Raw genomic sequence first — 18932 nt, 5'->3', positions numbered from 1 at the left:
GCTCTGGCGAGGCTTGTAAATCACGGTCAAATGCAGTTTAGAGCGTCTGGAACGGGGAGAACATCTGCTGGTAGTTCGAGGCAGGCTAGGGCGATAATTTTTTGACGTCATGGCTTTTTGATGCAAGGCATCAATGCATAACTTTCAGTTGGTTTCTCAAATTCCTCAGGTTTTGAAAGGCTTTTGGCCCTTTTGAAATGTCGTGTCGACGGTCCGTCGGCAGCGGTAGTGAGGAAGGAATCATGGCTACGTTAATTGGTGTCGTCAGTAAGGTAATCGGCGAGGTCTATGCGGTAGCGAGCGATGGATCGCGACGCGCGTTGACTGAAGGTGATCGGGTCTACGCCGGCGAACAATTGGATACAGGCGCGCAAGGCGCCGTTGCCGTGGCCCTGGCCAACGGCGGTGAACTGACCCTCGGCCGCGAAAGCAGCCTCAATCTTGATTCCTCGTTGCTGGCCGGCCAAAGCGGTGGCAACGACACTACGCCCGTAGACCCCACTGCGCCGGCGACCCCCAGCGAGAAAGAACTCACCGACGTCGAAAAACTGCAGGCCGCCATCGAGGCGGGCGTCGACCCCACCCAAGAGGGTGAAGCCACCGCAGCCGGCCCAGGTGCAGGCGGTGCGGGTGGTGCAGGCGGCGCCGGCGGCGGTCGCTCCTTTGTGCTGCTGACCGAAGTCGGTGGCGCGGTCGACCCGACCATTGGCTTCCCCACTGAAGGCCTGGTGCGTGGCCCTGAATTTCCCGATCCGGAACCCGACGCCAATCGTGTGGCGGTAGACAGCGCGCCGACAGCCGGTGACGTGGCGATTGCCCTCGACGAAGACGGCGAGCTGCCCGGCAGCATCGAAGGCAGCAGCTACGGCGATGACCTGCCGGGTGTGCCGGCGTCCATCAGCGGCAGCCTCGGTTACAACTTCGGCGCGGACGGCCCTGGCGCGTTTTCCTGGAACGCGGTCGACCTGTCCGCCCTCAGCTCCCATGGCCTGGCCCTGGTCGCGGTGATCAGCGCCGATGGCCTGACCCTCACTGCCCACCGCGGCGGTGCTGACGGCCCGGTGGTGTTCACCGCGACCAACACCAACCCGCTCACCGGTGCGTACAGCTTCGAACTGCAACTGCCGCTGGACCACCCGGTGGCCGGCGCCGAAGACACCCTGAATCTGAACCTCAACTACACCATCACCGACGGCAACGGCACGCCGGCCACCGGTAACCTGGCGGTCAGCGTCAACGACGACAGCCCCGAGTTGGTGACCTTCGATGGCGAAGGCGAGGGCAATGGTGACAACGGCCCGCAACTGCTGGCCTTCCCCCACGTCGGCGGCACCGTGCATGAAGATGCCCTGACCCAGACCCCACCCAGCGAAGGCCCCAGCCTGTTCGCCCTGCCAGCCCAGCCGGCACTGAACGCGCCCTACGAGGGCAACAACGAAGACAGCGACCCGCAAGGTGCGGATGCTGATCCAGCGCAAACCGTGTACGCCAGCTACGAAGCCGGCCCCGGTTCGTTGCTCAGCCTGGTGAATTTCGGTGCCGATGGCATCGGCAGCTTCGGCCTGGTCAGCACCGCTACCGCCAACGCGCTGATGCAGGCCCAGGGCCTGACTTCCGGTGGCGTGGCCTTGGAATTCACCGTCACCATCGCCGGTGACGGCAGCTACACCACCCTGACCGCCAGCGTGCCCGGCTATGACGTGTTCACCCTGCAAGTGGGTGCCGACGGCAGCTTCAGCTTCACCCTGCAAGGCCCGCTGGACCACCCACAAGCCGATGGCGACGATGGCGAGCTGTTTGCCGACGGTGAAATCCTTGGCATCGACTTCACCCACCTGCTGACCGCCACCGACTTCGACGGCGACCCGGTGCAAGGCTTCGACCAGGCCAATGGCCTGTTCACCATCGATATCGAAGACGATGTGCCGACTGCCGGGAATGTCACCGCCAACACCGTGCTGGATGAAGACGGCCTCAGCGGCGGCATCAACGGCGGCCCGGATGATGCGCCCGGAGCGGCCACCAGCGTGAGTGGCAACCTGACTTACGCGGCCGGCGGCGATGGCTTGCAAAGTGTGGCCCTGAGCGGCCCGACCACCCTGGGCGGCGAAAGCGTGACCTCGACCTGGGATGCCAGCACCAACACCCTGACCATCAGCTCGGCCCGTGGCGCACTGCTCACTGTGGAGCTGACCAACACCGCTACCGGTGCTTACACCGTAACCCTGCTGCAACCGCTGATGCACGAAGCGGTGGATACCGAAGACGACATCACCCTCAACGTCGGCGTTACCGTCACTGATGGCGACAACGACCAAGCCAGCGGCACCCTGACGGTGACCATCAACGACGACAGCCCGACCATCCAGACCGCCGATATCGGCGGCAGCTCGTTCGTCACCTACGAGGGTAGCAACGCCGGTTACAACAACAGCTACGGCTACTACGTGAAGGCCGACGATGGCACCCCGGTGGATGGCAAGATCATCTGGGCGAACGTGCATAACCAGACCGTGGGCGATACCGTCGATATCAGCAACGTCGACCCGGCCCACACCGGTTTCTTCATCATTCCCAATGGCGCCAGCAACAACGCCGGCTTGAGCAATGGTGCTGAAGTCACCTTCAGCTTCGTTGGCGGCCAATGGGTCGCCTCTGTCGGCGGTACGCCACTGGTGGGTTCCGACGGTGCCAATGTGCTGTTCAGTGACGCCACCCTCAACCCGGGCGGTGCGCACCTGCAAGACGTCGGTGGTATTGGCAACCAGGACTGGGAAGACCTCACCAACAGCTCCGACTTCGACTATGACGACGTCAGCACCAACGTCACCTTTGGCTCGACCCTGCAATTGCAGGTGGATGAAACCCACCTGGACGTCAACGCCTCAGCCGACTTCAGCGGCGCCTTCAATGTGCAGCCCGGTGCCGATGGCCTGCAAAGCCTGACCTATGACCTGACCCTCGGCACCACCAGCACCGGCCTGGTGGATACCGCCACCGGTGAAGGGGTGGTACTCACCCTGGGTGCCGGTGGCATTGAAGGCCGTACCGTGGGTAGCAACGACCTGGTGTTCACCCTCAGCGTCGATGGCACCGGCAAGGTCACCCTCGACCAGATTCGTGCCGTGGTGCATGCCGATGGCAGCAATCCGGACGACGTCGATTACCTCGGCCTCGGCCACGTCAACCTGGTGGCCACCGCTACCGATAACGACGGCGATACCGCCACCGGCACCCTCGACCTCGGCGGGGTGATCAGCTTCCGCGACGACGGCCCGAGCATCGTGCCCGGCACTGCCGCCGGCATCGCGTTGCTGGTGGATGAAACCGACTTCAGCACCGATGCCCAAGCCGATTTCAGCGGCGCCTTTACCAGCAGCTTCGGTGCCGATGGCGCCGGCACTCTGGTCTACAACCTCAACGTCAGCGCCGCCGGTGCGGACAGCGGCCTGGTGGACACCGCCAGTGGCGACGCGATTCTGCTGTACAAAGAAGGCAGCGATATTGTCGGCCGGGTCGGTGGCCCGGCAGGCGACGTGTCGTTCAAGGTCACGGTAGCCGCCGACGGCGTGGTCACCCTCGATCAGCAACGCGCCCTTGAGCACAATCCTGACACCGGCCCGAACCAATCGAGCGGCAGCCTGGTGGCCAACCTGGTGCAGCTGAGCGCGACCATCACCGACAAGGATGGCGATAGCAGCACCGCCACCCTCAACATCGGCAACACCATTACCTTCAACGACGATGCGCCGGTGATCAATCCGGGCGAGGGCCAGGTGGCATTCCTGCAAGTGGATGAAACCTTCCTGGCCACTGACCACAGTGCCGATTTCAGCGGTGCCTTCAGTAGCAGTTTCGGTGCCGATGGCCCCGGTACCCTTGCCTACAACCTGAACGTCAGTGCCGACGGCGCCGACAGCGGTCTGGTGGACACCGCCAGTGGCGACGCCATTGTGCTGTTCAAAGAGGGCAACGATATCGTCGGTCGGGTGGGCGATGCCTCCGGCGCGATTTCCTTCAAAGTCACCGTCGATGCGGGCGGCACGGTCACCCTCGACCAGCAGCGCGCCATCGAACACAGTCCGGATACCGGGCCGAACCAATCCACCGGCAGCCTGGTGGCCAATCTGATTCAACTGAGTGCCACCATCACCGACAAGGACGGTGACAGTGACACCGCCACCGTCAACATCGGTGACCGCATCAGCTTCCTCGACGATGCCCCGAGCATCAGCGTGGGCGAGGGCAAAGTGGCCAGCCTGGTGGTGGATGAAACCGACCTGAGCGCCGATGCCCATGGCAATTACAGCGGCAATTTCAGCGGCAACTATGGCGCCGATGGCGCCGGTACCACCAGCTACAGCCTGGCGGCAGTGCCCGATGGCACGGTCAGCGGCCTGAAAGACACTGCCAGTGGCAACGACATCCTGCTGTACAAAGTCGGTGATGACATCGTCGGTCGCGTGGGCGGCTCGGCGGGGGCGATTTCCTTCGTGGTCTCGGTGGATGCCGCCAGCGGCGAGGTCAGCCTCGATCAACGCCTGGCCATCGTTCATAGCCCGGACACCGGCCCGGATCAGGCCACTGGCCTGGGCAGCGGTCTGGTGCAACTGACCGCTACCATCACCGACAAGGACGGTGACAGCAGCAGCGCCACCCTCGACCTCGGCAACGCCATCAGCTTCCACGACGATGCGCCGACTGCCGGGCAAACCACTGTGCCAGTGGTGCTCGACGACGAAGGCCTGTCGGGCGGCATCAATGGCGGTCCAGGCGATGTGCCGGGTGCTGCCACCAGCACCTCCGGCAACCTGACCTTTGCGGCCGGTGCCGATGGCCTGAAAAGCATTGTGCTGACGGGCCCGACCACTCTGGGCAGTGAAACTGTGACCTCGGCCTGGGATGCCGGCAGCAACACCCTGACCATCAGCTCCGCCCGCGGCGCGCTGCTGACCGTGACCCTCACCGATCCGGCCACTGGCGCCTACACGGTGAACCTCCTGCAACCGCTGATGCACCCGGACACCAGCACCGAAGACAACATCCTCCTGAACGTCGGCTACACCGTCACCGACAAGGACGATGACAGCGCCACCGGTTCACTGACCGTCTCTATCGACGACGACAGCCCGACCATTCAGGCGGCCGACCTCGGCGGCAATTCCTTCGTCACTTTCGAAGGCAGCAGCGCCGGTTACAACAACAGCTATGGCTACTACACCAAGGCCGCCGATGGCACGCCGGTAGACGGCAAGATCATCTGGGCGAACGTGCACAATCAAAGTGCTGGCGACACCTCCGACCTTGGCAGTCTGGACCCGGCCCACACTGGCTTCTTCATCATCCCCAATGGCGCCAGCAACAACCCTGGCCTGGTCAACGGTGCCAGCGTGACCTTCAGTCTGGTCGGCGGAGCCTGGGTTGCTTCGGTGGGCGGCACGCCGCTGACCGGTTCGGATGGTGCCAACGTGCTGTTCAACGACGCCACCCTCAATCCAGGCGGCTCGCACCTGCAAGACAACGGCAGTGCCGGCAACCAGAACTGGGAAGACCTCACCCTGGGCTCGGACTACGACTACAACGACGTGGCCACCAACGTTACCTGGGGTTCGTCGCTGCAATTGCAGGTGGATGAGACCGACCTCAGCACCAACGCCAGTGCCAATTTCAGTGGCACCTTCAACGTGCAGGCCGGCGCCGACGGCCTGGCCAGCCAGAGCTATGCGCTGAACGTTACTGGCTCCAACTCCGGGCTGGTGGATACCGCCACCGGCTCGACCATCATGCTGTTCAAAGAGGGCAGTGCCATCGTCGGCCGCGTTGGCGGCATGGGTGGTGATATTTCGTTCACCCTTAACGTCGATGCCAGCGGCACCGTGACCCTAGATCAGCTGCGCAGCATCGTGCACCCAACCCTGGACCCGGACGAAGCCGCGTACCTCGGTTCCGGGCATATCAGCCTGGGCTCCACCGTGGTGGATGGCGACGGCGACAGCGCCACTGCGTCCGTCGATATCGGCAAAGTTATCAGCTTCAAAGACGACGGCCCCAGTGTCGCCAGCAATGACGCTGTGCTGCTCGACGACGATGCCCTGGACAACGGCATTGCCGGCGGCGTGAATGACGACGTCGACACCTCGAATGCCACTGGCACCCTGGCGCACAACTACGGCGCCGACGGCGCCGGCTCGATTCAGTGGCTGACCACCGGCGCGCCCATTGGCTTCACCTACACCACCTCCGGCACCAGCCTGTTGGTGATGCAAGGCAGCACCAACGTGCTGACCGTGAGCCTCAACAGCAGCACCGGCCAATACAGCGTGGTGCAGAACGCACCGATCGATCACGCCAACGCGGACAACGAAAACAACCAGGCCTTCACCTTCAACTACCAGGTCACCGACAAGGACGGCGACAAGGCCAATGGCACCCTGCAACTGAACGTCGATGACGACACCCCGCAAGCGCAAAACGATGTGGCTTCGGTGCAGGTGTCGCAGCAGCAGAATTTCAACACCGTGTTCGTGCTGGACTTCAGCGGCAGCATCGACAACAGCGAACTGAACCAGATGCTGGTGGCGGTGAAAGCCGCGGCCCAGGCGCTGTTCAGTGGCACCACTGGCGATGTGCATGCGCAAATCGTGCTGTTCTCCAGCGATGCGTTGTCCTATCCAACCTTCGATAACTACGCCGACTTTGCGGCCAAAATCGACGCCGTCAATCCGGACGCTGGTGGTACCCGGCCGTATAACGGCAACACCAACTTCACCGACGGCGTGCACCAGGTGGTGACTGATTTCACCCCGATCCCCGGTGCCAGCAACCAGGTGTTCTTTATCAGCGACGGCAACCCCAACCTGGACCTCGGTACAGGCGGCAATTCGCTGAGTGATGCCGGTGCTATCGAGTGGAACAACTTCGTTGATAACAACCACATCACGGTCACCGCCATCGGCATTGGTGATGGCATCGACATCGGCCACCTCGGGCAGGTGGATGCGGATGGCACCGTTGACCCGATTCTGGTCAGCGGCTTCGATACCCTGATCGACACCCTGGTCGGCCAGATCGCCGGCATGGTCAATGGCAACGTGCTGCACGGCAGCGACGGCGTGGCCGGCACCAGCGACGACGATGGTTACGGCGCCGATGGCCCAGGGCATATCCAGTCGATTCAGGTGGGCGGCGTCACCTATGTCTGGGACGGGGTGAACACCATCGACCCAAGCAGTGGGGCGAACATTGTTGGCAATCAACTGACCAACATCGCCACTCCGGCCGGCGGCACCTTCTCGTTCAACTTCAGCACCGGCGCCTGGAGCTACAGCGCCCCGACGTCGCTGAGCGGCGACCAGGTGGAAACCTTCCAATACAGCATCGTCGACCACGACGGCGACCCATCCTCGGCCACCCTCACGGTGTACGTGGAAGACACCTCGCCGGTGGTGGCCACCGTCGATGAAGATGAACTGGCCACCGGTATCACCGATGGCGATGCGTTCACCACCATTGCCACCGGCAGTGTCAGCGACCTGAGCGCCGCCGGCAGCGGCGCGCAGTTCAGCCTGAACAGCAACACCAGCGGTCTGGCCTCGGCCACCTCCCATGGAGTCGCGCTGGTCTACAGCGTGGTCGGCAATACCCTGACCGCCACCGCCGGCCCAACAGGCCCGCAGGTGTTCACCCTGCAGGTGGATAGCAACGGCGACTACACCTTCACCCTCAAAGGCCCGCTGGACCACCCGGTTGGCAACGGTGATGACAACGAGCTGCTGACCCTCGATTTCGCCAGCATTCTGCAGGCCACCAACGGCGTTAATCCGCTGACGCTGGCCGGCAGCTTCCTGGTCAATATCGAAGACGACGTGCCGGTCATCAGTGCCGGCAACGCCACCGCCGCCTCGCTGCAAGTGGACGAAACCAATCTGCTGGACAACGCCAGCCACAACTTCGCCGGCTCGTTTACCGGCCTGTATGGTGGCGACGGCGCGGGCTCTACCACCTACAGCCTGAATGTCAGCAGTGCCGGGGTTAACAGTGGCCTGAAGGACAGCGCTACCAACAACGACATCCTGTTGTACAAAATCGGTAATGACGTGGTCGGCAAAATTGGCGGGGTGGGCGGAACTACCGTGTTCACCGTGGCGGTGGATGCCAGTGGCCAGGTGACCCTGGATCAGGTCCGCTCGATTGCCCACACCCCGGACACCGGTGCCGATCAGGCCGCCACCCTCAGTGCCGCCAACCTGGTGCAACTGACCGCGACCATCACCGACTACGACGGCGACACTAGCAGCGCCACCCTCAACCTGGGCAACGCTATCAGCTTCAAAGATGACGGCCCAAGCGTGGGTAGCAACAACACCGTGCTGCTCGACGACGACGCGTTGCCCAATGGCAATGCCAGTGGCATTGGCGATGACATCAACGCACAAAACACCAGCGGCACCCTGATCCATGGCTATGGCGCCGATGGCGCTGGGTCGATTCAGTGGCTGACCACTGGCGCACCGAGCGGCTTCAACTACGTCACCTCAGGCACCTCGCTGCTGGTTCAGCAGGGCAGCACCACCGTGCTGACCGTCACGCTGAACACCAGCACCGGTGCCTACACCGTGACGCAGAACAATCCGATCGACCACGCCACCGCCAATGCGGAAAACAACCAGGGCTTCAGCCTGAGCTACCAGGTCACCGACAAGGACGGTGACAAAGCCACCGGCAGCCTGAACATCGACGTCGACGACGACACCCCACTGGCCAAGTCCGACCAGGCCTATGTGCAGGTGGCACCGGCGCAGAGCTTCAATACCGTGTTCGTGCTGGACTTCAGCGGCAGCATCAACAATACCGAACTGAACCAGATGCTGGTGGCGGTGAAAGCCGCGGCCCAGGCGCTGTTTGCTGCGACCACAGGCGATGTGCATGCGCAGATCGTGGTGTTCTCGGATGGCGCGGCGTCGTACCCAAGCTATGACAACTACGCCGACTTCGCGGCCAAGATCAATGCCCTCAACCCGGCCACCGGTGGCACTCGGCCGTTCGATGGCAGCACCGATTTCACCGACGCGGTGCACAAGGTGGTCACCGACTTCACGCCGCTTCCGGGTGCGAACAATCAGGTGTTCTTTATCAGTGACGGCAACCCCAACCAGAACACCGGTAGCGGCGGCAACTCACTGAGTGATGCCGGTGCCATCGAGTGGAATAACTTCGTCGATAACAACCACATCAGGGTTACCGCCATCGGCATCGGCGATGGCATCGACATCACCCACCTGGGGCAGGTAGATCTGGATGGCACCGTTGACCCGATTCTGGTCAGCGGCTTCGATACCCTGATCGACACCCTGGTCGGCCAGATTGCCGGCGTAGTCAACGGCAACGTGCTGCTGGGCAACAACAACGCCGTAGGGGGTGGCGACGACGACGGCTATGGCGCCGACGGTCCGGGCCATATCCAGTCGATTCAGATCGGTGGTGTGACCTATGTGTGGGACGGGGTGAATACCATCGACCCAAGCGGCCCCGGGGCCAACATTGCTGGCAACAGCCTGAGCAATATCGTTACGCCTGAAGGCGGCAAACTGTCGTTCAACTTCAGCACCGGCGCCTGGAGCTACAGCGCACCGACCACCATCAGTGGCGACAAGGTGGAAACCTTCCAGTACAGCATCATCGACCATGACGGCGATCCGTCGTCGGCCACCCTGACGGTTTACGTCGAGGATGCCGGCCCGGTCATCGCCCGTGTCGACGAAGACGAACTGGCCGCCGGTATCACCGATGGCGACAGCGTCAACACCATCGCCACCGGCAGCGTTGGCGACCTGGTGTCCGGCCCTGGCACCGCGCAGTTCAGCCTGCTGAGCAACACCAGTGGCCTGCCGGCTGCGACCTCCCATGGCGTCGCCCTGGTGTACAGCGTGTCGGGCGATACCCTGACCGCCAAAGCCGGCGCCAGCGGGCCGCAGGTGTTCACCTTGCAGCTGTCGAGCAACGGTGACTACACCTTCACCCTCAAAGGGCCGCTGGACCATCCGGTGGGCAATGGCGATGACAACGAAATTCTCAGCCTGAATTTCGCCAGCATCCTCAAAGCCGTGGATGGCAGCAGCAACCCGATGACCTTGAGCGGCGGCTTCCTGGTGCAGATCGAGGACGATGTGCCGGTAGTCGGTCTGGCCACCGCGCCGGCACCGACCCTGCAAGTGGACGAGACCAGCCTGTCCACCAACGCCAGCGTCAGCTTCGCCAGCGCCTTTACCGGCGGCTACGGCGCCGACGCTGCGGGCAGCACCACCTACAGCCTGAACGTCAGCGCTGCCGGGGTTAACAGCGGCCTGAAAGACACCGCCACCGGCAACGACATCCTGCTGTACAAAATCGGCAACGATGTGGTCGGCAAGTACGGCGGGGTAGGCGGCACCACGGTGTTCAGCCTGTCGGTGAACGCTGCGGGCGAGGTGACCCTCGACCAGCAACGGGCGATTGCCCACACCCCGGAAAGTGGTCCGGATCAGGTCGCAGGCCTGGCCGCCGCCAACCTGGTGCAACTGACCGCCACCCGTACCGACTACGACGGTGACAGCAGCAGTGCCACGCTGAACCTGGGCAACGCCATCAGCTTCAAAGATGACGCGCCGAGCATCAGCCTCACCAGTGCCCAGTTGGGCACCCTGCAGGTGGACGAAACCAGCCTGGCGACCAACGCCAATGCCAGCTTCGCCAGTTCCTTCAGCGCCCTGGGTGGCGCCGATGGCCTGGCCGGCACCAGCTACAGCCTGAAGGTCAGTGCGGCGGGCGTGGACAGCGGCCTGGACGACTCGGCCACTGGGCAGAATATTCTGCTCAGCAACGAATCCGGGGTGATTGTCGGCCGCACCGCCATCAGCAATGAGCTGGTGTTCAGTGTCTCGGTCAACAGCAGCACGGGCCTGGTCACCCTCGATCAGGTGCGCGCGATCATCCATAGCCCGGATAGCGGGCCGGATCAGGTCGCCGGATTGGCTGCTGCCAACCTGATTCAACTGACTGCCACCGCCACCGACAAGGACGGTGACACCGCCACGGCCAACCTCAACCTGGGCAACGCCATCAGCTTCAAAGATGACGCCCCGAGCATCAGTGCCGGCGCGGCCGCTGCCGATTCCCTGCAGGTGGATGAAAGCAACCTGGCGACCAATGCGATCGTCAATTTCGCCAGCTCCTTCACCACCGTCGGTGGGGCTGATGGCATTGCCTCCACCACCTATAGCCTGAAGGTCAGCGCGGCGGGTGTGGACAGTGGCCTGGATGACTCGGCCACCGGCCAGAACGTGCTGCTCAGCGTCGAGAGTGGGGCGATTGTCGGTCGCACGGCCAGCAGCAATGAGCTGGTGTTCAGTGTGTCGGTCAACAGCAGCACCGGTGCAGTGACCCTGGACCAACTGCGTGCCGTGCTGCATACCCCCAATACCGGGGTGGATCAGGAGGTCAGCCTGAGTGCTGCCAACCTGGTGCAGCTGGTAGCGACTGTGGTCGACAAAGACGGCGACACCGCCACTGCTAGCCTCAACCTCGGCAGCGCCATCAGCTTCAAAGATGACGCTCCGAGCATCAGCCTGAGCAACGTCACCCCGGTGACCCTGCAGGTGGATGAAACCAACCTGGCCGGCAATGCGTCGGCAAACTTCACTGGCTCGTTCACCGCCGTGGGCGGTGCCGATGGCCTGGGGACTACTTCCTACAGCCTGAATGTCAGTGCTGCCGGGGTGAACAGCGGCCTGAAAGACAGCGCCACTGGCAGCGATATCCTGCTGTACAAGGTCGGTAACGAGGTGGTCGGTCGCGTGGGCGCCACCACGGTGTTTACCGTGGGCGTCGACACCGTTACCGGCCAGGTCAGCCTCGACCAGGCCCGCGCGATTCTGCACCTGCCCAACTCCGGGCCGGATCAGGTCGCCACACTGGGTGCCGCCAACCTGGTGCAACTGGTGGCCACGGTCGTGGACAAGGACGGCGACTCGGCCAGCACCTCGCTGAACCTGGGCAACGCCATCAGCTTCCGCGACGATGCCCCGACAGCGGCCAATATCACCCAAACCGGCCAGGCTTCCACCAGCCTGAACACCAATCTGATGATCGTCCTGGATATATCCGGGAGCATGGACAGCGGCGCCGGGGTGGGCAGCATGACCCGCCTGGATGTGGCGAAAAATGCCCTGCTGGAGCTGTTCGAACAATACGACGCGCTGGGTGATGTGAAGGTCAGTGTGGTGACCTTTGCCTCCTCGGCCACGCAAGAGGAGGTGTGGGTGTCGATTGCTGACGCCAAGGCCGCGATCCTGGGTCTGGACCCTACCACCAACACCAACTATGACGCGGCGTTGATCCAGGCGATCAGTACCTATGCTCAGCCGGGCAAGATCGTCACCGGCAATGTGCAGAACGTGGCGTACTTCCTCTCCGACGGTGAACCCAACGAGCCGAACGGTGATGCCGGGATTTCTAACGCTGCCGGCAGTGCAGGCGCGGGCTGGCCTGGCGGCGGTACCCTCTCGGAAGAGCAGGCGTGGATCAACTTCCTCACCGCCAATAACGTGCGCGCCTACGCCCTGGGAATGGGCAGCGGCAGCACCGAGGCGGCGTTGCATCCGATTGCCTACGACGGCACCACCAACACCAATACCACGGGCACCGTGGTCACCGACCTGAATAACCTCAGCTCGGTACTGGTCAGCACTGCCCAGGCCTCGCCACTGTTGGGCAACCTCACTACCGGTGGCAGCTTCGGTGCCGATGGCGGGTTCGTGCGCACCCTGACGGTGGATGGCAAAACCTTCACCTACGACAAAACCAGCAACACCGTGGCCAGTAGCGGTTCAGGCACGACTACCGGGGTCTATTCCTCCGGGATTCTCACCCTGGGCCTGCCTTCGGGTGGCAGCCTGGCGGTGAATGTGGGCACCGGCGCCTACTCGTTCACTCCACCGAGCGTGGTAAGCACGGCGATTGCCGCGACCATCCTGTTCACCCTGATGGACCTGGACGGCGACAGTAGCGCGCAAGCGGCGCTGAACATCGCCATCAGTGCCAGCCAGGCGCCGATGGTGGTGCGTGATGATCTGGTGTTGACCAACGTCAACGCGCAGACCGGTGCCGATGAGATCAACATCCCGACCTGGGCGCTGCTGGCCAATGACACCGGCCCGAGCCACAACCTGCTATCGACCATCGCTGCCAATGGCGCGTTGGACGGTACGGTCACTCACAACGGCTCGAGTATCACCTTCACCGAGATTGGCAACAGCTCCACCAACGGCGGCAGCTTCAACTACACCGCCTCTCTGGACCACGCCACGGCGCTGGATACGGCAGCGGTCAGTGTGGTGCGCGATGCGGGCGACAGCACCCTGGACGGCACCTTCCGCGATGAGATTCTGCTCGGCCGCGATGGCTCCGCAGACACCCTTAGCGGCGGTGACGGCAATGACATTCTGATCGGCTTGGGGGGCAACGACACGCTCAATGGCGGGGAGGGCAACGACATCCTCGCCGGCGGCGCGGGCAACGATGCGCTTAACGGCGGCAATGGCGTAGACACCGCCAGCTACATCGACGCCAACTCGGCGGTGGTCGTCAACCTCAGCGCCGGTACCTCCAGTGGCGGCGGAGGTTCGGATACGTTCAGCAGCATCGAGAACCTGATCGGTTCGGAGTTCAACGACACCCTGACGGGCAACAGCGGCGGCAGCAGCAACGGCAGCAACTACCTGTATGGCGGCGCTGGCAACGACACCATCAGCGGTCTGGGTGGCGATGACTTCCTGGTTGGCGGCCTGGGCAACGACACCCTGATCGGTGGCGATGGCCATGACACCTTCATCTGGGAAAAAGGCGGCTTGGGTGGCACTGACACCATCAGTGACTTCACCCGCACCGGCGCCAACTCGGATGTGCTCGACCTGTCGCAACTGCTGTCCGGGGTGACCCAGACCGGCACGGCGCTGGATGACTACCTGAGCTTCAACTTCGGTAGCACCACCACCATCAACATCAGCACCACGCCTGGCGGCGGAATTGCGCAGAGCGTGGTGTTGACTGGGGTGGATCTGGCGGCGGCTTACGGCGGGCCGGATGCGGCTACGGTGATCAATGGGATGCTCACCGACCACACGTTGAAAACTGACACTGTTTAAACGGTTGTTCCTGACTTGGCCCGCCTTTAATGGCGGGCTTTTTTTTGCCGATTTTGTTGCATGGATAGAGGAGGTTTTCTACCCCATGTGCGGAGCATTTTGTTTCGCGCCCAGCGCTCGTGACAATGAAACCGGACCAGCCCGCAAAGCAAACCTTCAAACCCCAGACCGCCGAAACTGCCCCGGCGTCACCCCTTTCCAGCGCTTGAATGCATGCATGAAATTGGACATCTCGCCGTAGCCCAAACGCTCCGCAATCTCCTCCAACGTCAAACCACCGGTGCCAAGCAATTCTTCCGCCAACGCCTGGCGTACCTCTTCAAGCAACAGCCGATAACTGCTGTTCTCCGCCAACAACCGCCGCCGCAAGGTGCGGCTGGTCATGTGCAGTTCATCCGCCAACTGCTCCATATCCGGCAACCGTCCAGGCTGGGCCAGCAAACGGTCGCGGATTCGCCCGCTGAGCCCGCCACGCACGCGGCGCTTGGCCAACAACGCCTGGCATTGCTGTTCGCAGTGCTGCATTACCTGCGGGTTGGCGCCGGGCAGCGGGCGGTCGAGCAGGGCGCGGGGGAAGATCAGGCGGTTTTCGCGGGCGTTGAACTGCGGGCGCACGCCCAGCAGGTCGAGGTACAGGCTGAGGTCTGCAGGTTCGGCTACGGTCAGGCACACGGCGGTTAGTGGCATCGGCACGGCAGTGAGGTCACGCTGGATGCTCAGCACCCCGGCCAGGTCGCGTTCGAGAATAAAGCCCGCCAAGGCTGCCGGCACCTGGTCCGAGTCGAGGATAAAGTGCGCTTCGTCATCCCGCTCTTCCAGGCGCATGCCGCTGAAGGCATAGGTCAGGTCCAGGTAACGCAAGCCCAGGTGCGCGGCGTCGCGGAAGTTGGCGCTGCTGAGCATGGCAAACCCCCAGATGCCATAGGTGTTGAGTTGGTAGCGCAAGCCAGCTTTGATGCCGATGCCCGGGATATGGCCGAGGGCCGTCACCAGATTGCCGATCAGCAGGAGCTCTTGGGTCGCGTCGATTTCGGCGCCGGGGTCGGCCAGTAACGCCAGGTCCAGGCCGGTACCCGCCAGGCAGGTGTCCAGCGCCAAGCCCTGGTCGAGGCCAAATTGGGTCAGCAGTTGGGCGCTGATGGCGCTGCGGCGGGTAGGCCAGGTGGGGGTGGCGGTGTTCGGCATGTTTTGTCCGAAAATCACAAGTTGATGGCCGACTATGCCATAACCATCGCCAGTGTGGCGTTCTAGTCTTAGCGCCGTGGCTACTGCCACTTGACCATCAGGGATAACAACAATGAACAACACGTCCCCGTCAGCGGCGCCCTTGCGCGTGCTGATTATTGGCGCCGGTTTTGCCGGCATGGGCCTGGCCATCCAGTTGCAGCGTGCGGGTATCAGCGACTTTCTGCTGCTGGAAAAAGCCAGCGACCTGGGCGGCACCTGGCGCGATAACCGCTACCCCGGCGCGGCCTGCGATGTGCCCTCGCACCTGTATTCCTTTTCCTTTGAACCGAAAACCGACTGGACGCGCAAGTTCGCGCCCCAGGCGGAGATTTTTGCCTACCAGCAGCACTGCGCCGACAAGTACCGGCTGCGCCCCCGTATTCGCTTCAACACCGAGGTGCGCCATGCGCAGTTCGACGCCGAGGCTGGGTTGTGGCGGGTTACCTGTGTCGATGGTGCGGTGCTGAGTGCGCAGGCGCTGGTGAGTGCCTGTGGTCAATTGAACCGGCCGTTGGTGCCGCGGATTGCCGGGCTGGATAGCTTCAAAGGCGAAGCGTTTCATTCGGCCAATTGGAATGCCGAGTACGACCTCACGGGCAAACGCGTGGCCGTGATCGGTACCGGCGCCAGTGCCATTCAATTCATTCCGCAGATTGCCCCGCAGGTGGCGCAATTGCATGTGTTCCAGCGCTCGGCGGCCTATGTGCTGAGCAAGCCGGACCGCGCCTACCGGCCGTGGGAAATCGCCGTGATGCGTCGCTTGCCGTGGCTGCAGAAGATCGACCGTGGCCTCAAGTACGTGCAGCACGAGGCGCGCGTGCTGGCCTTTACCGTAGTGCCGAAAATGATGAAGGCCATGCAGCTGAGGTTTCACTGGCACTTGCACCGCAGCGTGGCTGATGCGGCACTGCGCCAGCGCCTGGTGCCGGATTACCCCATGGGCTGCAAGCGCATTCTGATTTCCAACGACTACTTTCCCGCGCTGGTGCGCAGCAACGTGGAGGTGGTCAGCGAAGACATCGAGTCGGTTACCGAAACCGGCGTGCGCACGGCCGACGGCCGCGAGCGGGCGGTGGACGCGATCATCTATGGCACCGGTTTCGCTGCCACTGATTTCCTCGCGCCGATGCAGATCACCGGCCTCAACGGCCAGGACCTGAATGCGGCCTGGAAGGAGGGCGCCGAAGCTTACCTGGGCATTAGCGTCAGCGGTTTCCCCAATCTTTTTATTCTCTATGGCCCCAATACCAACCTGGGCCACAACTCGATCATTTACATGTTGGAGAGCCAGTTCGCCTATGTGCTCGGCTGCATCCAGCAACTGGCGCAGCAGCAACTGCGCTACATGGACCTCAAGCCCACCGTGCAGGCCGAGTTCAACCACAGTCTGCAAAAAGCCGTCGACCATTCGATTTGGCAGCAGGGCTGCAACAGCTGGTACAAAACCGCCAGCGGCAAGAACACCGTCAACTGGCCCGGTTTCACCTTCACTTACCGCCACTACACCCGCCGCCCGGAGCTTGCCCACTATGACTGCATTCGTTGAGCCGCCACGCTTGAGTCAACGCATTCTGGCCCGCGTGCTGCGCACCAGCCTGATTCTGCTGTTTCGCAGCCTGATTCGCCCGCCGATGCCGATTGCCGGGCAACGCTGGATGCTGCGCGCGCTGACAGCCTCAGCGGTGATTCCGCGCGGCGTGCGCCGAGCGGACAGCACATTGGCGGGCCTGCGCTGTGAATGGCACCGCCCGGCGCACGACACCGAGCAGGTGATGTTGTGGTTCCACGGCGGCGCCTACCTGATTGGTGCGCCATCCACCCACCGCGGCATTGCCAGCCAGTTAGCCAAGCGCGCCAAACTGGCGGTGTGTGTGCCGGATTATCGGCTGGCGCCGGAGCACCCGTTTCCGGCGGCGCTGGACGATGGGCTAGCGGCGTACCAGGCGCTGTTGGCGCAGGGTTATCGCGGCGAGCAGATTCTGCTCGGTGGCGATTCGGCCGGCGGCAATCTGGCGTTGGGCCTGGTGCTCAAATTGAAGGCGTTGAACCAGCCGTTACCGGCGGCGCTGGTGTGTTTTTCGCCGCTGACCGATGCCAGCCTGAGCCAACTGCACAAGCCGCCGGCTGGCGATCCGTTGCTGAGCTTGGCGTGGATTCAGCAGGCCGGTGCATTGTTCTGTCCGGCGAATATCGATCGCCGCGATCCGTTTCTGTCACCCGTGTACGCCGACCTCAGCGGCCTGCCGCCGTTGTTGATTCAGGTGGGCGAAGACGAAGTGCTGCTCAACGACAGCCTGCGGCTGGCTGAGCGCGCCACCGCGGCGGGGGTGACGGTGCAGTTGCAGCGTTATGCCGGCTGTTGGCACGTCTTTCAGGCCCACGCCGGGTTGCTGGATGTGGCGGACCTGGCGCTGAACCGGGTGGCCAGCTTTATTCAGGAGCAGCTCGCTCGTCAGGCAGGGCGCTGAAATGGACAACATTCTGATTACCGGTGCCGCTTCCGGCATTGGTGCGGCGACCGCGCGGCTGTTTCACGCCAAGGGCTGGCAGGTGGGGTTGCTGGATATCAACGAGGCGGCACTGGCCTCGTTGTCGGCGGAGCTGGGAGGCGCCTGGTATGCGCGCCTGGATGTCACCGACGTGGCCGAGGTGCAGCGCGTGCTGGGTGAGTTCTGCGCCCGGCATAACGGTCAACTGCGATTGCTGTTCAACTGCGCGGGGATTTTGCGTTTTGGTTTGTTCGAACAGATCAGCCAGGCCGAGCATGCCGCCATTCTCAACATCAACGTGCTGGGTCTGCTGAACATGACCCACGCCGCCTTTCCCTACCTCAAGGCCACGCCGAGCGCGCAGGTGATCAACATGGGCTCGGCCTCGGGCCTGTACGGCACGCCGCATATGGCCAGCTACTCAGCCTCGAAGCTGGCAGTGCGCGGGCTCACCGAAGCGCTGGATCTGGAATGGCGTGCCCATGGCATTCGTGTCGGCGACCTGATGCCGCCGTTCGTGCGTACGCCGATGGTTTCCAGCCAGCAGTTCGAACCACCGGCGCTGAGGCGGTTGGGGGTAAACCTGACAGCCGAAGACATCGCCGAGGCCTGCTGGCAGCAGGCCCACGGTGCGGCGGTGCATCGGCCGATCAGCCTGCAATTTAAAGTGCTGTATTGGTTGGGGCAGGTGTCGCCATCCTTCATGACCCGGTGGTTGATGGGGGTGATTAGCCGCCCGTAAGTCAGTCACGAAGCGTGATCTACCGCTTGTGATCCACCGCTTGTGATCCACCGCTCTTGATCTATCGCTTTTGATCTACCCGCCCCTTTAGCGCCAGGCCGAGCGGAGTCGTTGCGTAAGGGGTCGTAGCGGCCGGGAGCCGCGAAGAGGGATGGGGCCATGGATGGCCCTCAGCCCGGCCCCTGGAGCGACGACGGAGGGAGCAACCGTGTTTCAAATCAAGCTTTATTCGCATCGAAATGGGTCTGGTCACGGAGCATGGCGTTCAGGATCACTAGCAGCTTGCGCATGCAG

At 63.0% G+C, this 18932-nt stretch carries 5 protein-coding genes; 4 read left to right on the top strand and 1 reads right to left on the bottom strand.

Going from position 1 to position 18932, the window contains the following annotated elements:
- The first annotated feature begins 242 nt into the window (after window positions 1-242).
- Window positions 243-14180 (top strand): retention module-containing protein, encoded by a 13938-nt coding sequence (locus tag C8K61_RS19950; protein WP_158272526.1) that lies wholly within the window; start codon window positions 243-245, stop codon window positions 14178-14180.
- 156 nt (window positions 14181-14336) lie between these two features.
- Here C8K61_RS19950 and C8K61_RS19945 read toward each other — a convergent pair whose 3' ends face one another.
- Entirely contained in the window at window positions 14337-15365 is a 1029-nt protein-coding gene (locus C8K61_RS19945) for an AraC family transcriptional regulator (protein ID WP_108098045.1), read from the bottom strand.
- Window positions 15366-15477: 112 nt separating this feature from the next.
- Between C8K61_RS19945 and C8K61_RS19940 the strand changes: the two genes are divergently transcribed.
- Genes C8K61_RS19940 through C8K61_RS19930 form a run of 3 tightly spaced genes read left to right on the top strand, consistent with a single transcriptional unit; the run spans window position 15478 to window position 18638 of the window.
- Window positions 15478-16953, top strand: a complete 1476-nt coding sequence (locus tag C8K61_RS19940) for an NAD(P)/FAD-dependent oxidoreductase (protein ID WP_108098044.1) — start codon at window positions 15478-15480, stop codon at window positions 16951-16953.
- Window positions 16937-17875 (top strand): alpha/beta hydrolase, encoded by a 939-nt coding sequence (locus C8K61_RS19935; RefSeq protein ID WP_108098043.1) that lies wholly within the window; start codon window positions 16937-16939, stop codon window positions 17873-17875. The genes C8K61_RS19940 and C8K61_RS19935 overlap by 17 nt, the downstream gene beginning before the upstream one ends.
- Window position 17876: 1 nt before the next feature.
- Window positions 17877-18638: an SDR family oxidoreductase gene (locus C8K61_RS19930; RefSeq protein ID WP_108098042.1), complete on the top strand. Its 762-nt coding sequence runs from the start codon at window positions 17877-17879 to the stop codon at window positions 18636-18638.
- Window positions 18639-18932: the final 294 nt, after the last annotated feature.

This window comes from Pseudomonas sp. GV071, assembly GCF_003050835.1.
Taxonomy (GTDB): domain Bacteria; phylum Pseudomonadota; class Gammaproteobacteria; order Pseudomonadales; family Pseudomonadaceae; genus Aquipseudomonas.
The sequence above is the reverse complement of the archived record's forward strand: the minus strand, read 5'-3'. Positions and strand labels throughout refer to the sequence as shown.

Bases quoted from the DNA above. Each gene is read 5' to 3' on its own strand.
- C8K61_RS19950 (WP_158272526.1), top strand. From the start codon at position 243: ATGGCTACGTTAATTGGTGTCGTCAGTAAGGTAATCGGCGAGGTCTAT.
- C8K61_RS19945 (WP_108098045.1), bottom strand. From the start codon at position 15,365: ATGCCGAACACCGCCACCCCCACCTGGCCTACCCGCCGCAGCGCCATC.
- C8K61_RS19940 (WP_108098044.1), top strand. From the start codon at position 15,478: ATGAACAACACGTCCCCGTCAGCGGCGCCCTTGCGCGTGCTGATTATT.
- C8K61_RS19935 (WP_108098043.1), top strand. From the start codon at position 16,937: ATGACTGCATTCGTTGAGCCGCCACGCTTGAGTCAACGCATTCTGGCC.
- C8K61_RS19930 (WP_108098042.1), top strand. From the start codon at position 17,877: ATGGACAACATTCTGATTACCGGTGCCGCTTCCGGCATTGGTGCGGCG.